Genomic DNA, 15,715 nt, shown 5'->3' on the forward strand with positions numbered 1-15,715 from the left:
GCACGCAATACCGGTACGGTTCTGTCCGAACTCAGGCGTGGACATGCATTTCCATAATGTGGAACCCGATCGATCCGGCGATGACGCCGGCACCTGGAGGGCTCATGGACAACCTCGCAGTACTCGCTCTACTCGCCCTGCTACCGATCCTGGTGGTCGGCACACTCCTGCTCTGGCTCAGATGGCCTGCCAAGTACGCCATGCCCGTCGGTCTCGCGGTGGTGGTCGTGGTCGCGTCGGCCGTCTGGAAGATGAGCTGGACGACGATCGGCGCCTCGGTCGTCCAGGGCCTCCTCATCGCCATCGGGCTGCTCTGGATCGTGTTCGGCGCACTGCTGCTCCTCGAGACGATCACGAAGAGCGGTGCGTTGCAGTCGATCCGCGCAGGCTTCACCAACATCAGCGCGGACCGGCGGGTCCAGGTGGTCATCGTCGCCTGGCTCTTCGGCTCCTTCATCGAGGGTGCCGCCGGCTTCGGAACGCCGGCAGCAGTGGTGGCTCCGCTGCTGCTCGCTCTCGGCTTCCCGGCCATGGCGGCCGTGATGGCGGGCCTGATCATCCAGTCGACGCCGGTGAGCTTCGGTGCCGTCGGCACCCCGATGATCACGGGCGTCGGGACGGGCCTGGCGGGTACCGACGGCGCGTTCGTCCCCAACGTCCGGGCCAGAGCTGACGAGCTGGGACTCGACCACTACGGCTTCGTCGCCCACACGGCCACTCAGGTCGCGACGATCCACGCCATCGTCGGCATCCTCGTGCCGCTCTTCCTCGTGTGCCTGATGACCGGGTTCTTCGGCGAGAGGCGCAGCTTCCGCGCGGGTCTCGCCGTCGCCCCGTTCACCGTGTACGCGGCACTGGCGATGATCGTCCCCTACGTCGCCGTCGCCTACCTGCTCGGCCCGGAGTTCCCCTCGATGATCGGCGGGTTCCTAGGCCTGGTCCTGGTGATGTACACGTCGTCCAAGGGCTTCCTCATGCCGAAGGACGTCTGGGACTTCCCGCCGCGGGAACGCTGGAGCGACCGTTGGATGGGCTCGGTCAACCCCGACGCCGAGGCGGCGACGCTGACGAGGAAGATGCCGATCGTCCTCGCGTGGAGCCCCTACGTCATCGTCGCGGCACTGCTCCTCCTGACCAGGAACGTGCCCGCGATCAAGGCGTTCCTGACCGGGCCGGCCGTCATCAAGGTCAACGACATCTTCGGGTCCGGCATCTCCCAGAACATGGACCTCATCTACTCCCCGGGTGCGATCTTCCTGCTCGCCTGCCTGGCCACCTACGTGCTGCACCGGATGAGCGGCAAGCAGATCGCGGCGTCCTGGAAGGTGGCGAGCGGGCAGCTCGCAGGAGCGGCCGTGGCCCTGCTGTGCGCGCTGCCGCTGGTGCGCATCTTCATCAACTCCGGTGGCGACTACAACGAGGCCGGGCTGGAGTCGATGCCCATCACCCTCGCCGAGGCCGCCGCGAACGTCACCGGTGAGAACTGGCCGATCCTGGCGCCGTTCATCGGCGCGCTCGGCGCCTTCGTCGCCGGGTCGAACACCGTCTCCAACATGATGTTCGCGCTCTTCCAGTTCTCCACGGGCGAGGGCATCGGTGCCTCGAGCCCGGAGACCGTGGTGGCGATCCAGGCCGTGGGCGGAGCCGCCGGGAACATGGTCGCGGTCCACAACGTCGTCGCGGCCGCGGCCACGGTAGGCCTGCTCGGCCGGGAGGGCGACCTCATCCGCAAGACGATCATCCCGATGACGTACTACTGCCTCGCGGCGGGATCGATCGGGTACCTGTGGATCTTCGGGATCGGGCTCAACGCCGGCCTGATCGTCTTCGTGGCGGTGCTGGCCGCGCTGGCCGTCACCGCGTGGAAGATCTCGACGAAGACCGACGCGCCGAACCCGGAGCTCCAGCTCGCCAAGGTCTGACGCGCTCTGCGAGCCGGCGTGACCCGAGCCGGCGTGACCGGAGAGGCCCCGTCCAGCAGCTGCTGGACGGGGCCTCGATCGTCCGGAGAGCCGGGCACGCACGCCGGCGCCCTGGTCACCGGGATGCTCTCGTGGTGTTTCACCCGTGCCGCGCCCGCGCCCCGCGCCCGCTGATGCCCGCGCGCGCGTACGCCCGCCTGCCCTCGCGCCGCGTACCTCAGCCGCAGCGCCAGCCAGGGCACCAGGACCAGGAGCGTGAGGAGCAGCGCGAGAAGGACGCCGACCAGTACGGCGAGCACCTCGACGCGGTCCGCGCCGTCCGCACCCGCGTCGCCGAGCCGTCCGCCCGCGGCAGCCACCTCCTCGAACGGCCGGCTGAGCTGCTCACCGACGAGCGGGATCTCGTCCGCACCCCGCCCGGCGTCGCCCATGCCGTCCTCGATGCTCCGGCCGACCTGCGCCGCGCGGCGCAGCGGCTCCGACGCCGAGGCGAGGAGGTCGTGGACGGTCCGGCCGACGTAGACGCACACTGCCACCCACAGAACCACCAGGACGTCGCCGGCCATCTGTCGGGCCCGGCGTGCGGGCAGGTCCGCGTAGAACTTCATAACCGCGTTGTACCGGGAAGACCGGCCCACCGCACCAGCCGGGCGGGCCCGGCGGGTGGTGCGGCCGTCCCGGTCCCGAGCGCCGCGGACGCGTCCCCGGGCGCTTCCGCGCGGGTGTGCCGGACATCACCCGTCCGTGGAGCCGTCCCGGGTTGGAGGCCTCCAGTGCGGTGCAGTAAAGTCACTTCTCGCACCGAGCACCGCTAGCTCAATTGGCAGAGCAACTGACTCTTAATCAGTGGGTTCTGGGTTCGAGTCCCAGGCGGTGTACTTCCGAAGGTCCCTGTCCCGCTCCGCGGGGCGGGGACCTTCTTCTTCGCCTACCGCCGGTCCTCCCGGTCGGCGTGCCCGCCCGCTCGGCGAGAACCACGGCGAAACCGCAGTCGGCACCCCTGATGGTTCCAAGGCAGGGGGCGCACGCTCGGCCCATGGCCGCCTACGCCACCGCAACCGGGACCCGCCCCCCCGGCCTCGCGGCACGGGCGCCGAAGTGGGTGACGCGTCGGTCTTCGCGCACGGGGGTCGATGCTCGTCGTGCTCGGGTACGCCGCGGCAGCACGGTCCGGGCCTGCGCCACGGGAGGGGATCTGGGCGGTCGCCGGCCGCCGCGGCGCTCGTCCTCGACGGCGACTGAACCTCGCCTGCCGGATGCCGTGCGGCCCCGCGTCACAGAGTGCCGCGCCGCATCAGCCCGCGCAGCGTGACCCAGCCGAGCGGGATCTGCACCCAGAACGTCACCACGCGGAAGACCACCGTGGCGGAGACCGCCACGCCCGGGCCGACCCCCACGGCCGTCAGGGTCGCGATCAGCGCCACGTCGATCGAACCGATCCCTCCCGGCGTCGGCACCACCGACCCCGCCGCGTTGCCCGCGAAGTAGACCAGCGCCACCTGGATGGCGGCGAGATGCTCGCCGAACGCCGCGAGGGAGCAGTACAGCGCGAGGATCCAGCCCAGGCTCGTCACCACGTTGCCCAGCACGGCCAGCGCGAGCCGCCGCGGGTGGCCGCCGAGCGCCACCACCAGCGGCCACGTCTGACGGACCACGGGCAGCACCTTCCTGCCGAGCCACTCCCGCACCGGCCGGACCAGCAGGGCCGCCCCCACGGCGCCGACCACCGCGGCGACCGTCAGCAGGGTCGCCGGGCTGGTGGCCGGGATCTGCGTGGCGGACGCGCCCGAGAGCACCGACAGCACCACGATGAGCAGCACCGTCACCACGAACTGCGAGACCTGCACGAGCCCTACCGTGGCCAGGGCACGGGGCGTGTCGATCCCCCGACGGGTGAACATCCGGACGTTCAGGCCGGCGGGCCCGAGCCCCGCGGGAGCGGCGAGTGCCACGAAGGAGGCGGCGACCTGGACCAGGACGGCCCGACCGAAGGGCAGCGGCTCGGGGGCGAGCGCGACGTACGTCGTCGCCACCCCCGCGAAGGTCGTCAGGCCGAGGAGGAAGGCGGCGACGCTCCAGCGCCAGTCGCCCGCGGTGAGGGCCGCCGAGATGTCGTGGAGGTTGACGGTGGTCAGCACGACCACCAGGGCGACCGTCGCGACGGTGGCGCTGAACGCCTGGCGCCCCCCGAGCCGGACGAGCTGGACCGGCTCCGCCGGCGCCTTCTCGCCCGGGCCCACGACGGCGGTCCGAAGCTCGGTCAGGAGCTCCCGGCGGCCCCGGAGCTCCTCGCGCGTGGCACGCGGCAGCACCACCGGCTGCAGGAGCGGCGCGAGCGCCGCCAGCTCCGCGGGGGTCAGCACCGTCCGGGCGGAACGGATGGCGCGGTCCGTGCCGACGCGCGCGGCGAGCAGGGTGAGCAGCTGGGCGAGGTCGGCGCGCCGGACGAGCTCGGAGGCGGCGACGGAGCCGGACTCCCACCGCGTGAACCACACCCTGGGCTCTCCGTCGTCCAGATCCACCTGCACCGCGCCGGCGCTGAGCCGGCGGTGCGCGACGCCGCACCGGTGGACCCGCCGGAGCTCCGCCCAGGTGCCGCGCAGCAGGTCGTCCGTGAGCTGGTCGGGGTCGAGCCGGGAGAGGCTGACGGGCGCCGCCCGGCCCGTCCCGCACCATCACCGTGGAGTCCCGGGCCACGGCGACGGCGTGCACCGCCTGCACCCTGGCGCCTGCCTCCCGGACCAGGGCCGTCAGGGCGACGAGGTGCTCGGCGGTCTCCCGGGCCGAGAGCGGCGGCGCGCCGACCTCACGGACCCGTACCGCCTCCCACAGGCGGGACAGCAGGGCGGCCACCTGACGGTCGCCGTCGAGGACCGTCAGCTCGAGGTGACGCCCGTCGTCGGTGACGAGCGAGTACCGGCGGTGCCCCGCGCCGGGGCACCGGGTGATGCTGACCGGCGCCAGGCCCACCCGCCGGACGGCCTCGACGAGGTCGTCGCCGTACGCGCGCCCGGTGGGCACGCCGAGGACGTACCGCACCACCAGGCCGGCCGTCCGCCCGAGGAGGAGGGCGAGCGCGGCGCCGAGCAGCGCGGTCTGCGCGGTCACCAGCAGGATGCCGACCGTCACCCACACCGCACCCCACGACCATGCGACGCTGCGCCGCCGGCCGCGCGGCCCGGCGGCGGTGAGCAGGGCGCCGACCATCGCCAGTGACACGGGCACGGCCAGCTCCGTCGAGCCGCCTCGGACCACGGACAACCCGCGCACCAGGTCGGCCGGGCCGGCACGGTGCAGGACGGCGACGACGGCGGCGCACCCGATCACGCCCAGCACCCCGGCAAGCAGGCCCGTGACGGCCTGACGGGTCTCGCGGCGCAGGACCAGCTCGGCGAGGACCGCGAGCGGGACGACGAGCGCGACGACCCGCTCGAAAATGGCCGCCGGGACGACGACGAACTGCCGCAGAACCCCCTCCAGGCCCTGGACGTCCTGTGCCAGCCCCGTGGTGGTGCCGTGCGCGAACGAGGCCAGGAGCAGCGTCAGCGTCACGCCGAGGAGCGCCAGCGCGGTCCCGACCGTGTCGGAGAAATCGCGCACGGTCTCCGGCACCGGGTCGTCGACGATAGTCACCGCCGGTGAACGGCCGCTGCCGCCGTCAAGGGCCACGTGCTCGCCCTCCGGCGGCGGCTCCGGCCTCGGCGGCTCGCCGGCCCCCGCCGTGCCGGTTGCCCTGGTCACGGGCGGCCGGGGGACGCCTGGTCCGAGGCGGCCGGCGGCACGTCCGGGGCGCTCTGGGGCGGGGCGCTGACCGCCGTCGGAACCGCGCTCTCCGACGACGCGCCCGCTGCCCCCGCCGACATCGTCCGGGCCGTGGAGCAGGGCGGAGAGGCCGTGCTCCGCCTTGGCGGCGCGGAACCGGGCGACAAGACGATGGTCGACGCGCTCGTGCCTTTCACCACCGCGCTGCGCGAACGGTTCGCGGCCGGGGACCCGCTGCCGGAGGCCTGGACGCACGCGGCGCACGTGGCCACGCGCGCGGCCGAGGACACCGCACTGATCGTGGCGCGGCGGGGCCGCTCGCGCGTGCTCGGCGAGAAGTCGGTCGGCACGCCGGACCCGGGCGCGACGTCGTTCGCGCTGCTGATGTCGGCGATCGCCGATTCGGGCCTGCTCCAGAACTGACCACCGGAACGCAACCACCGAAGGAGAACGCCATGGGACTCAGGATCGTCGTCGGGTCGGACGATGCCGGCTTCGACTACAAGGAGGCGCTCAAGAAGGACCTCGAGGCCGACGAGCGCGTGGACGAGGTGATCGACGTCGGCGTGGGCGCCGACGACCACACCGCCTACCCGCACGTGGGTGTCGCCGCCGGCCGCACGGTCGCCGAGGGCAGGGCCGACCGGGCACTGCTCGTCTGCGGCACCGGCATCGGCGTGGCGATGGCCGCCAACAAGGTGCCCGGTATCCGGGCCTCCGTCGCCCACGACTCGTTCTCGGTGGAGCGGCTCATCAAGTCCAACAACGCGCAGGTCCTCACCTTCGGCCAGCGGGTGATCGGGCTCGAGCTGGCGCGCAAGCTCGCCCGGGAGTGGCTCGGCCACGAGTTCGACGAGTCCTCCGCCTCGGCCGAGAAGGTCGCGATCCTCGACCGGTACGAGAGCGTGTCGTAGCGTCCCTGCGCAGCGCGGGAGGGGCAGGTGCAGTAGGGAACCCCTAGGCGTTCACCCCTAGTTCCACCTGTCGTCATCCTGAGCGGCTCGTTAGTCTCGGACCACGGACGGGGAGCTTCCAGCGTGGGGAGTTCACTCATGGTCAGTGTCCTGCTCACCGGCGCCGCCGGGTTCATCGGGAGCCACGTCGCGGAAAGGTTGCTGGGCCAGGGCTGGACGGTGCGCGGCATCGACGCCCTCACCGACACCTACGACCCCCAGGTCAAGCGGCGGAACCTGCGCACGTCCGCGGCGCACCCGTCCTTCTCGTTCGTCCACGACGACCTGGTCACCGCCGACCTCCGCCCCTTCCTCGAGGGTGTCGACGCCGTCGTCCACCTCGCCGCGGAGGCGGGGGTGACCCGGTCCTGGGGCCCGGAGTTCCCGTCGTACGTCCACCGCAACGTGCTGGCCACCCACCGGCTCCTCGAGGCCGCCACGCAGGCCGCCGTCCCCCCGGTTCGTGTACGCCTCGAGCTCCTCGGTGTACGGACCGACCTCCGACCCGATGCACGAGTCCAGCCGTCTGGCACCGCTGAGCCCGTACGGCGTGAGCAAGCTCGCCGGCGAGTGCCTGGTCGGCTCCTACGCCCTCGAGCGCGGCCTCTCCACGGTCGCTCTCCGGTTCTTCTCCGTCTACGGCCCCCGGCAGCGGCCCGACATGGCGCTCCACCGCTTCGTCGAGGCGCTCCTCGACGGCAGGGAGGCGGTGGTCTACGGCGACACCGTGCAGCTCCGCGACTTCACGTACGTCGGCGACGTCGCCGAGGCGGTGACCGTGGCCATGACGGCCCCGGTCCGGCCGGGCACCGTGCTGAACATCGCGCACGGCCGGCCCGTCGCCGTCCCCCGACCTGCTGCGCATCGCCGAGGAGGAGGTGGGCCGTCCCCTCACGGTCTCGCCGGCACCGCACCGTCCTGGTGACACGGGCGTCACGCACGGCGACCCCACGGCGGCCGCCGTCGTCCTGGGATGGCGGGCGACCACGGACCTGCGCACCGGCGTCGCCCGTCAGGTGGCGTGGCACCGGAGCCTGCGGGAGGCCCCGGCCACCACCCCGCCCGCCGCCGTCCCGTCGCCGGTGGGCGGCGAACGACGATGAGCGGGCACGAACCCCGGCTCCTCATCTACTCGCAGGACGGCCTGGGCCTGGGGCACATGCGACGGACGACCCTCCTCGCGCGGGAATTCCTCCGCCGGCTGCCCGGCGCGAGCGCGCTGACGATGTCCGACTCGCCGCTCGGGCAGTTCTTCACCACCGCCCCGGGGCACGACTACCTCAAGCTGCCCAGCATCCGGAAGGACGGGCCGGGCCGGTGGTCCGCGGTGTCGCTCTCGTCCTCCTTCCAGGAGGTGCTGCGGCTGCGCACGGAGGTCATCGCCAGCACCATCGCTTCCTACGACCCGCACGTGCTGCTGGTCGACCACATGCCGCACGGCGCCATGGGCGAGCTCCTCCCCGCCCTGCGGGGTCTCGACGGGCGACGGCCGCGGGTGGTGCTCGGGCTGCGCGACATCATCGACGCCCCCGAGACGGTGCGCCGGCGCTGGGCCGCCGAGGGCGCGTACGACGCGCTGGAGGAGTTCTACGACGAGGTGCTCGTCTACGGCTCCCGGGACGTCTACGACGTCGCGGCGGAGTACTCCTGGCCCGCCGCGTCCGCGGCGAGGCTGACCTACTGCGGGTACGTGTGCGCGCCCGCCCACCACCGGGCCCGGGCGGTCGCCGGGGCACTGTGGCGACGCGACGAGGGGCCGCCGCGCGTCCTGGTCCTGGCCGGCGGGGGCGCGGACGCCTTCCCGATGTTCGACGCCGTCCTCAGCTCCGTCCCGGACGTGCGGGCGCAGACCGGCGCCGAGTTCTTCCTCGTGACGGGGCCGTTCATGCCCGAGCGCGACGTCCGGGAGCTGAAGCGGCGCGCCCTCGACCTCCCGGCGACGGAGGTGCGGCGGAAGATCCACGGGGGCGGCCGGGTGGCCCGTGCCGACCTCGTGGTGTCGATGGCCGGGTACAACACCACGGGAGAGCTGCTCGGTGCCGGGACCCCGGCGCTGCTCGTCCCCCGGCGTGGCCCGAGCGCGGAGCAGCGCACGCGCGCCCGTCTCTTCGCCGAACGGGGCTGGGTGCACCGGGTCGACCCGGACCTTCTGGGTCCCGGGTCGATGAGCGAGGCGATCGTCACCGGTCTGACCGAGCCCCCCAGGGCTGACACCGCACCCGACCTGGGGGGCCGCGCCGTCGCGGCCATCCACCTCATGGCGGGGATCGGGGCGGCGTCCACGCCCGCGCTGGAGACCCTCGCGACATGACACGCTCATCGGCACCGGCCCGACCCCCTGCCGGCGGCGCCGGGGCTGCGGCGCTCGCCGCCGCGGTCCGGGAGGTCCTCGCCGCGCGCCGCGGGGTGGCCGGCACCCGTCGTTTCCTCACCGAGGAGGTGCCCGTTCTGGTCGCCGCGACGGTGCGGGACGAGCTCTCGCGCACGATCGACGAGTGGGGCGGCGAGCCGTCCGGCGAGGCGTCCCGTTCCCACGGACCGGCCGGCCCCGGCGACGCGTCTGGCACCGAGGAGATGGGCTGCGAGGTCGTCCGGTCGCGGCTGAAGCCGCACCGGAAGCTGAGCGTCTACCTCAGTCTGACGATCGGGGGGCCGGACCCCGGCCGGCCGCGGTGACGTGGACCAGCGAGGCCGCGCCCGCGTCGGCGCGGGGCGGGGCGCCGTCGGCCGTGCGCGCCCGGGGACCTGCCGGCACGACCGTGCTGCTCGCCCCGGCCGACCCGGCGTTCCCCCGGCTGCGGGACCTCTACGACCCCGTGCGAGCGGCTCGCCTGCTGGGGGAGCGACTCCGGCACCGACCTGGTGGTGACGCCGCTGCGGTACCGGCCCGGTCAGCGGCACGTCCTGCACCTCGGCGACGGCGGCGGGCCGGGCGTGTACGCCAAGTGCTCCCACGACGGCGGCGCACGGGCCGTCGCGGGCGGCCTGGAGGTCGCCCGGGCCCTGGACGCGTGGGGCGGCCCGGCGTCCGTCACCCGCGCGCGGGCCTGTCTCGCCCCGCAGCGGGTGGTGCTGTGGGAGGGGGAGAGGGGCACCGCCGCTGTCGAGGTCCGTCGTCGGCCGCCCCGCTCTCGCCCGCGACCTGGGCGCGGCTCTGCGCGGCGCCGGCGCCGGCGCTGGCGGGGCCCGGCGGCCGCACGTCGGACGGGTGCGGTCCGGACGGCTGCGGGTCGGACGCGGGGTGGACGAGCGAGCTCGACATGACGACCCTCCCGGAACGCAGGTCGACGGCGGCACCGCTGCACGCCGTCGTGCCGGTACGACCAGGGTCCTCCCCCGTGGGCCGCGAGTCGAGGGCGGACCGATGTCAGGACGCGACCCTGCCGCGTCAGAGCCGCCGGTAGTACTCGGCGACCTCCTCGCGGTACGCCTCGTCGGCGAGGTGCATCCCGGCCCGGCGTCGGGGCGCCTGCTCGATCTGTTCGCGGGTGAGGTCCACGTGCACGCGACGGTGCTCCCGGTCCACCCGTACGACCGTGCCCGCGGGCAGCAGCACCATGTGGCCGAGCAGCACCGGCCCGGCCGCGACCACGAGCGCCCCCTCGCCGGCGTCGAGGGACGCGTCGTCGATCTTGCCGACGTCCCCGTCGCGCGCCTCGACCGTCCAGCCCACCAAGCTCTCGACGTCACGTACGCCCTCGTGGAGGCTCCACGGCTGCCACGTGCTGTCCATGCCCTCTCCACCACTCTGCGTCGCCACCGTGCAGGGCTTCGTCACCGGATCCCTGCGCACCTCCTTCCACCGTGGTCGGCCGCGACCCTCCACGCAACACGGGGCGCGCCGGCCCGGTCGCCTCCCGTGACGAACCGTCGCGGACGCGCAGCCCGGCACCCCTCACGCGTGACATCGTGCGACCGGGGGGGCGGCCCGGCAGCGTGCCGGACCGCCCTGCGCACCGGTCCGACGGCGGCCGGGCGCCCACCGGCCAGGCCGTCAGTGGTGGCGCCGTGACCACCACCGGGAGGCCGTCGGCTCGTACCGCTGCTGCTCGCCCTGCTGAGCCGCCAGCACCACCAGGGTCCCCGTGAGCGCGGGGATCGCCCACTGCAGCGCCTTCAGCTGGCCCTGCGCGGCGCTCAGCTTCTTCGAGGCGGTGGGCTCCGGCTCGGTGGCGCCCTCGCCGCCCTCACCCTCCTTCGCCTGCTTGGCGACCTTCGCACCGAGCACGCCGCTGTACGCCGTCACACCGGCGGTGAAGACCGTCAGCGCGCTCTTCACGACGGTGTTGAGCTGGGCCCCGGGCTGCAGCGCGAGCCTGCTCTTGTTCGCTGCGATGAGACCGAGGCTCCCCACCACATGGGCCCCGATCGCGGCGGCGTTGACGGGCGACCACATGCCCCAGCCCTTGGACGAGAGCGTGAGCCGCTCCTTGGGGTCGGCGGCGTGGGACGCGGCCCCGTTGAGCCCTATCGCGCCCATCAGCGAGCCACCGAACCAGGCGGCCAGCCCGAGGTCGTGCATGCTTCGCACCAGGGTGTTGTTCTCGTTCACAGGTTCTCTCCTTCGTCGCGGAAGCACGCCCCTGGGTTCAGGGACGTCGGTCGGTGGGCACCGCATCGGCGACCACCGTGATGCTGCCGGTGAGGGCGGCCGGCGACGGTCGTCGGACAACCCTTCCGGGGATGACGGCCGCGAGGCGGTGGTGCTCTCTGCGGGGAACCGGCCGGGGCCCCGGCCCCGCCCCGGCCACACGCCTGGGAAGACGCGCGAGTCATGGCCGGTCCCAGGGCAACCTCGGCGCGTCACCGCTGCCAGGACGGCTCGGCGAGCGGCGGGAGGGCCGCAGCTGTGGCGGCGGTCGTCGTGGCGGCGCCCGTAGCGGCGCCTGGCGAGGAGGAGGGGCATGTCGGTTCCCCACATCGTCGTCGGTGCGTGGCGGTCGTCGTGCTCCCGTCCACGCTAGATAGCCGCTTCCAACGGCCGCGCGCCGACCGCATCGGGTCTTCCCGCGCGAGGGATCCAGGAATGCCGAGCGGCGCGCGGCGGGGTGGAATGAGGGCATGGCCGTACCGGATGCGCGCGTGGGCGTCGTCGTCATCACCCACGACCGCCGTACCGAGCTCGACCGCACCCTGCGCCTGCTCCGGGAGCTGCCCGAGGCGCCGAGGGTCGTCGTCGTCGACAACGGTTCGGCCGACGGCACCGCAGAGGCTGTGCGCCGCGACCACCCGTGGGTGGAGCTCGTCGCCAGCCGCACGAACCTCGGCGCCCTGGGCCGCAACGTCGGGGTCGCGAGGCTGGACACGCCGTACGTGGCGTTCTGCGACGACGACACGTGGTGGGACCCCGGCAGCCTGGCCCGCGCCGCCGACGTGCTCGACGCCCACGCTGACGTCGCGGTGCTCACCGCCCGGATCGTCGTCGAGCCCGACGGCGTCGAGGACCCCATCGTCGCCGAGCTCCGGGACTCGCCGGTACGGGGGCGGCCCGGGCTTCCCGGTCCCGCGCTCGGGAGCTTCCTCGCCGGCGCGTCCGTGCTGCGCCGCGACGCGTTCCGGTCGGCGGGAGGCTTCCATCCGCGGCTGTGGCTCGGCGGCGAGGAGGAGCTCCTGGCCGCCGACCTCGCCGCCGCCGGCTGGGAGCTCTGCTACCTCGAGGACCTGACGGTGCACCACGCCGCCTCGAGGGCCAGGGACTCCGGGCGCCGCCTGCGCGACGGCGTTCGCAACACGCTGTGGTTCACCTGGCTGCGCCGGCCGTTGCCCGCGGCTCTGCGCCGCACCGGCGTCGTGCTCCGGCAGCTGCGGATCAGCCGCGCGACTGCCGCGGGGGTTCTCGCCGCCGCGCGGGGGCTGCCGTGGGTGCTGCGCGAGCGGCGGGTCCTGCCGCCCCACGCCCGAGGCGCGCTTCCGGGCGGCTGGAGTCCCAGCAGCGACGGTCCAGAGCGCGCCACGGCGGTGACCGCCCCGGCGATGCTGTCGGTGGCGGCGGGGTCGATGCCCAGGTCGGCGAGCGCGTGCCGGTAGCTGTCGGCCTGCGCGGCCAGCAGCGCGCCCGCCCGTGCGTGCAGGTCCTTGCGGGCCGCGGTGGTCATCTTCCGCACCGCCTCGTCGCCGAAGACCGCCTCGAGGAGCTTCTGGGCCACGACGGCGGTGCCGCCGGCGATGGCGATCTCGGCCCCGGTGAGGCCGGCCGTCGAGGCGAACATCACGACCATCAGTGCGATCCCCAACCCGTTGACGCCGAAGGACAGCATGCGGGCGGTCAGCCGCTTGTCGGCGCCCTCGCGCCGGACCATGCCGAGCAGCTCGTCCTGCCAGCCGCGGACCTCCGCGGCCGCCTCCTCCGTGAGGCGTTCCTCGCTGGCCAGCGCCGCGGTGGCGGCGGCCAGCACCTCCCGCCCGGCTCGCGCCGCCACAGGTGGTCGACCTCGGCGGCCGCGCGTTCCGCCTCCGCCACGAGCAGCGTCTGCAGGCCGGTCTCGATGGCCACCTCGACCTGCTCGGTCGGTGCCGGCCGCCCCCCGGAAGAAGTTCCCGACCCGGTCCCGGATCCGGCCCACCTGAGCCTCGACGGACCGGAAGAAGTCGCCGGTGCCCACGAACTCCTGCCACCGGGACAGCACCTCGCCGCGCAGCATGGCGCCGTCGGCGGTGGCGGTCATGATGCGGTGGTGCGCCTGGGCGTACGCCTCGTCCACGTGGCCGGCCAGCCGCACGAGCGTCTGGGTCTGGTGCTGCGTGCCCTCCGCGACGAGGGAGGCGCGGGCGAGGACGGCGTCGACCGCCCCGCCGAGCGTCTGGCGGGCCACGGAGGCCCGCGAGCCGGCGTCGGACGCGATGCCGCGCAGCCAGCCCTGGAGCGGGGCGACGTCGTCCGCGGGGAGCAGGCCGTCCGTGCCCATGGTGGTCTCGCTGATCACGAACAGCGGCGCCCGCCCGAGGCCCTCGTCCTCCAGCCGGGCGGCGAGGTCGTGCCGGACCTCCGCGCTCACCCCGTGCGGGACGCGGTCCAGGACGACGGCGACCACGATGCGCCGGTCCGCCGCCTCGGTGAGCAGGTTCCAGGGGATGGCGTCTCCGTAACGGGCGGCCGTGGTGACGAAGACCCACAGGTCGGCGGCGGCCAGCAGCTGGTTCGCGAGCTGGCGGTTCTCGGTGACGACGGAGTCGATGTCGGGCGCGTCGAGCAGCGCCAGGCCGCGCGGCAGGGCCGCGGAGGCGCGCAGCTCGAGCTCGCGGTGGACGCCCGCCTCCCCCGCGGTGGCAGGGGTGGGGGGCCGAGCCGGGGGGCGACGGTCACCCGGGCGAGCCCGGGGGAAGATGCGGTCGTCGGCGAACCAGGCGGCGTCGTCGGGATGGTGGACCAGGAGCGGACGGCGGGTGGTGGGCCGGATCGCCGACGCCGCCGTGACGTGCTCCCGGACCAGCGCGTTGACCAGGGTGGACTTACCAGCCCCGGTGGACCCGCCGACGACGGCGAGCAGCGGCGCCTCGAGCTGCTCGTAGCGCGGTATGACGTAGTCGGCGAGCTGGTCGAGGACCTCCTGGCGGTCCGCGCGTGACATCGCGGCGTCCTCGATGTCGAGCGGGAACGTCACGCCCTCCAGGACGCGGCGCAACTCCCCCAGCGCGCCGAGGACCGCACGGGCGCCGTCGCCCGTGCCGGCCGGGATGGAGATCGTCATCGCGCCCCCGAGTCCTCGTCGGCCACGACCCGGGGCCACAGGTCCTCGGCCGGCGGCTCCCACGTCCCCGCGTCGGCCGGGACCTGGTCGCCCGAGCGGATGTCCTTGACCTCGTCGCCGTCCTCGCCGGGGAACCACACGAAGGGGATGCCGCGGCGGTCCGCGTACCGGATCTGCTTGCCGAACTTCGCCGCGGCGGGTGCGACGTCGGCGGGGACGCCGCGGGCCCGGAGCGCCTGCGCGACGCGGTCGGAGGCGCGGCGGTGCTCCTCGTCGTTCACGGCCACGAGCACCGCGGCGGGCACGGCGCGGCTCGCGCGGGCCAGCCCGTCGCCGAGCACGCGGGCGAGGAGGCGGGAGACGCCGATGGACAGGCCCACGCCCGGGAAGGTGCGTCTCCCGTCGGAGGCGAGCGAGTCGTACCGGCCGCCGGAGCATATCGAGCCGAGGTTCTCGTGGCCGACCAGCGTCGTCTCGTAGACGGAGCCGGTGTAGTAGTCCAGGCCGCGGGCGATCCTCAGGTCGGCGACGACGGTGCCGGGAGAGCGGTCGTGGGCGGTCTCGACGAGGGTCACCAGCTCCTGCAGGCCCGTCTCGAGCAGCTCGGAGCGGGCCCCCAGTGCGAGGACCTGGTCGGCCACCGAGGCGTCGGTGCCGCTGATGGAGGCCAGCTCCAGCGCCTTGCCCGCCTGGTCCGGTGTCGCGCCCGCCTCGTCCATGAGCGCCCGGGCGACGCCCTCGGGGCCGATCTTGTCCAGCTTGTCGATCACCCGGAGCGCGGACTCGACGTCGTCGAGGCCGATCGCCTCGTAGAACCCCTGCGCGACCTTGCGGTTGTTGACGCTGATGCGCACCGGCGGGATCGGGAGGGCGGCCAGGGCCTCGGCCATGACGAGCGGCAGCTCGACCTCGAAGTGGAACGGCAGGGTGTCGGCACCGACGACGTCGATGTCGGCCTGCGTGAACTCACGGAAGCGCCCGTCCTGGGGCCGCTCCCCGCGCCAGACCTTCTGGATCTGGTAGCGCTTGAACGGGAAGGACAGCTGGCCCGCGTGCTCGAGGACCCAGCGGGCGAAGGGGACCGTGAGGTCGAAGTGCAGGCCGAGCTGCTTGTCCGGGCCGACGTCCTCGCCCGCCTCCTCCTGCAGCCGGTGCAGCAGGTACACCTCCTTGGACGTCTCGCCCTTCCGCAGCAGCTGGGACAGCGGCTCGACCGCCCGCGTCTCGATCCCGGCGAACCCGTGCAGCTCGAAGGTGCGACGCAGCGAGTCGAGGACATGCTGCTCGACCACGCGGCCGTCGGGGAGCCACTCGGGAAAACCGGACAGGGAGGACGCACGTGCCATGGCGCCGATCTTTCCATCCCCGGGCCCGGGCTAGCGATTCGGCC

Annotated in this window: 14 protein-coding genes, 1 tRNA gene and 2 pseudogenes; 12 read left to right on the forward strand and 5 right to left on the reverse strand. The window is 74.0% G+C overall.

Features of this window, described 5'->3' with window-relative positions; all coding sequences use genetic code 11:
- The first annotated feature begins 56 nt into the window (after nt 1–56).
- Nucleotides 57–1,922: an L-lactate permease gene (locus DA06_RS16500; RefSeq protein ID WP_418605500.1), complete on the forward strand. Its 1,866-nt coding sequence runs from the start codon at nt 57–59 to the stop codon at nt 1,920–1,922.
- 805 nt (nt 1,923–2,727) lie between these two features.
- Nucleotides 2,728–2,800: transfer RNA gene (locus DA06_RS16505), tRNA-Lys, on the forward strand.
- A gap of 396 nt (nt 2,801–3,196) precedes the next feature.
- On the opposite strand, the gene DA06_RS16510 is transcribed toward DA06_RS16505, so the two are convergent.
- The gene (locus DA06_RS16510) at nt 3,197–4,417 is read right to left on the reverse strand and encodes a lysylphosphatidylglycerol synthase transmembrane domain-containing protein (RefSeq protein ID WP_052436867.1); all 1,221 of its coding nucleotides are present in this window, start codon (nt 4,415–4,417) and stop codon (nt 3,197–3,199) included.
- Here DA06_RS16510 and DA06_RS16515 point away from each other — a divergent pair.
- From DA06_RS16515 to DA06_RS16555, 9 genes and pseudogenes are all read left to right on the forward strand, one after another.
- Nucleotides 4,407–5,138, forward strand: a complete 732-nt coding sequence (locus DA06_RS16515) for a hypothetical protein (RefSeq protein WP_418605501.1) — start codon at nt 4,407–4,409, stop codon at nt 5,136–5,138. The two genes, DA06_RS16510 and DA06_RS16515, sit on opposite strands and share 11 nt — an antisense overlap.
- A 75-nt stretch (nt 5,139–5,213) precedes the next feature.
- Nucleotides 5,214–5,564 carry a hypothetical protein gene (locus DA06_RS16520; protein ID WP_052436869.1) on the forward strand — a complete coding sequence of 117 codons (351 nt, stop codon included), beginning with the start codon at nt 5,214–5,216 and terminating at the stop codon, nt 5,562–5,564.
- A 27-nt stretch (nt 5,565–5,591) separates the two neighbouring features.
- On the forward strand, nt 5,592–6,107 hold the full coding sequence (locus tag DA06_RS16525; RefSeq protein WP_418605503.1) for a DAK2 domain-containing protein: 516 nt from the start codon (nt 5,592–5,594) through the stop codon (nt 6,105–6,107).
- A 32-nt stretch (nt 6,108–6,139) separates the two neighbouring features.
- Nucleotides 6,140–6,598, forward strand: a complete 459-nt coding sequence (locus DA06_RS16530) for a ribose-5-phosphate isomerase (protein ID WP_043502087.1) — start codon at nt 6,140–6,142, stop codon at nt 6,596–6,598.
- Nucleotides 6,599–6,743: 145 nt separating this feature from the next.
- Nucleotides 6,744–7,562: pseudogene (locus DA06_RS16535) on the forward strand (NAD-dependent epimerase/dehydratase family protein); the annotation flags it as partial.
- A complete protein-coding gene (locus DA06_RS16540; protein WP_052436872.1) occupies nt 7,516–7,740 on the forward strand; it encodes a hypothetical protein in 225 nt (74 codons plus the stop codon). The pseudogene DA06_RS16535 and the gene DA06_RS16540, both read left to right, overlap by 47 nt.
- Nucleotides 7,737–8,948, forward strand: coding sequence for a glycosyltransferase (locus DA06_RS16545; protein ID WP_052436873.1), 1,212 nt, complete (start codon nt 7,737–7,739; stop codon nt 8,946–8,948). Before DA06_RS16540 ends, DA06_RS16545 begins: the two co-directional genes overlap by 4 nt.
- A complete protein-coding gene (locus DA06_RS16550; protein ID WP_043502090.1) occupies nt 8,945–9,313 on the forward strand; it encodes a hypothetical protein in 369 nt (122 codons plus the stop codon). The genes DA06_RS16545 and DA06_RS16550 overlap by 4 nt, the downstream gene beginning before the upstream one ends.
- Nucleotides 9,314–9,502: 189 nt before the next feature.
- On the forward strand, nt 9,503–9,901 hold the full coding sequence (locus tag DA06_RS16555; RefSeq protein WP_418605505.1) for a hypothetical protein: 399 nt from the start codon (nt 9,503–9,505) through the stop codon (nt 9,899–9,901).
- A 124-nt stretch (nt 9,902–10,025) separates the two neighbouring features.
- Here DA06_RS16555 and DA06_RS16560 read toward each other — a convergent pair whose 3' ends face one another.
- Both DA06_RS16560 and DA06_RS16565 read right to left on the reverse strand, forming a co-directional pair.
- Nucleotides 10,026–10,370: a PRC-barrel domain-containing protein gene (locus DA06_RS16560; RefSeq protein WP_043502097.1), complete on the reverse strand. Its 345-nt coding sequence runs from the start codon at nt 10,368–10,370 to the stop codon at nt 10,026–10,028.
- A 261-nt stretch (nt 10,371–10,631) separates the two neighbouring features.
- On the reverse strand, nt 10,632–11,189 hold the full coding sequence (locus DA06_RS16565) for a hypothetical protein (RefSeq protein WP_043502099.1): 558 nt from the start codon (nt 11,187–11,189) through the stop codon (nt 10,632–10,634).
- A gap of 509 nt (nt 11,190–11,698) precedes the next feature.
- Between DA06_RS16565 and DA06_RS16570 the strand changes: the two are divergent.
- Nucleotides 11,699–12,133, forward strand: a pseudogene (locus tag DA06_RS16570) (glycosyltransferase family 2 protein); the annotation flags it as partial.
- Between the two features lie 152 nt (nt 12,134–12,285).
- On the opposite strand, the gene DA06_RS16575 reads toward DA06_RS16570, so the two are convergent.
- Both DA06_RS16575 and hisS read right to left on the reverse strand, forming a co-directional pair.
- Nucleotides 12,286–14,325 (reverse strand): dynamin family protein, encoded by a 2,040-nt coding sequence (locus tag DA06_RS16575; protein WP_418605507.1) that lies wholly within the window; start codon nt 14,323–14,325, stop codon nt 12,286–12,288.
- Nucleotides 14,322–15,671: a histidine--tRNA ligase gene (hisS, locus tag DA06_RS16580; protein WP_043502102.1), complete on the reverse strand. Its 1,350-nt coding sequence runs from the start codon at nt 15,669–15,671 to the stop codon at nt 14,322–14,324. The genes DA06_RS16575 and hisS overlap by 4 nt, the downstream gene beginning before the upstream one ends.
- Nucleotides 15,672–15,715 lie beyond the last annotated feature (44 nt).

This window comes from Georgenia sp. SUBG003 (assembly GCF_000715355.2).
Taxonomy (GTDB): Bacteria; Actinomycetota; Actinomycetes; order Actinomycetales; family Actinomycetaceae; genus Georgenia.

Coding starts and splice junctions, on each gene's coding strand:
- DA06_RS16500 (WP_418605500.1), top strand. CDS start 57: ATGTGGAACCCGATCGATCCGGCGATGACGCCGGCACCTGGAGGGCTC.
- DA06_RS16530 (WP_043502087.1), top strand. CDS start 6,140: ATGGGACTCAGGATCGTCGTCGGGTCGGACGATGCCGGCTTCGACTAC.
- DA06_RS16545 (WP_052436873.1), top strand. CDS start 7,737: ATGAGCGGGCACGAACCCCGGCTCCTCATCTACTCGCAGGACGGCCTG.
- DA06_RS16550 (WP_043502090.1), top strand. CDS start 8,945: ATGACACGCTCATCGGCACCGGCCCGACCCCCTGCCGGCGGCGCCGGG.
- DA06_RS16560 (WP_043502097.1), bottom strand. CDS start 10,370: ATGGACAGCACGTGGCAGCCGTGGAGCCTCCACGAGGGCGTACGTGAC.
- DA06_RS16575 (WP_418605507.1), bottom strand. CDS start 14,325: ATGACGATCTCCATCCCGGCCGGCACGGGCGACGGCGCCCGTGCGGTC.
- hisS (WP_043502102.1), bottom strand. CDS start 15,671: ATGGCACGTGCGTCCTCCCTGTCCGGTTTTCCCGAGTGGCTCCCCGAC.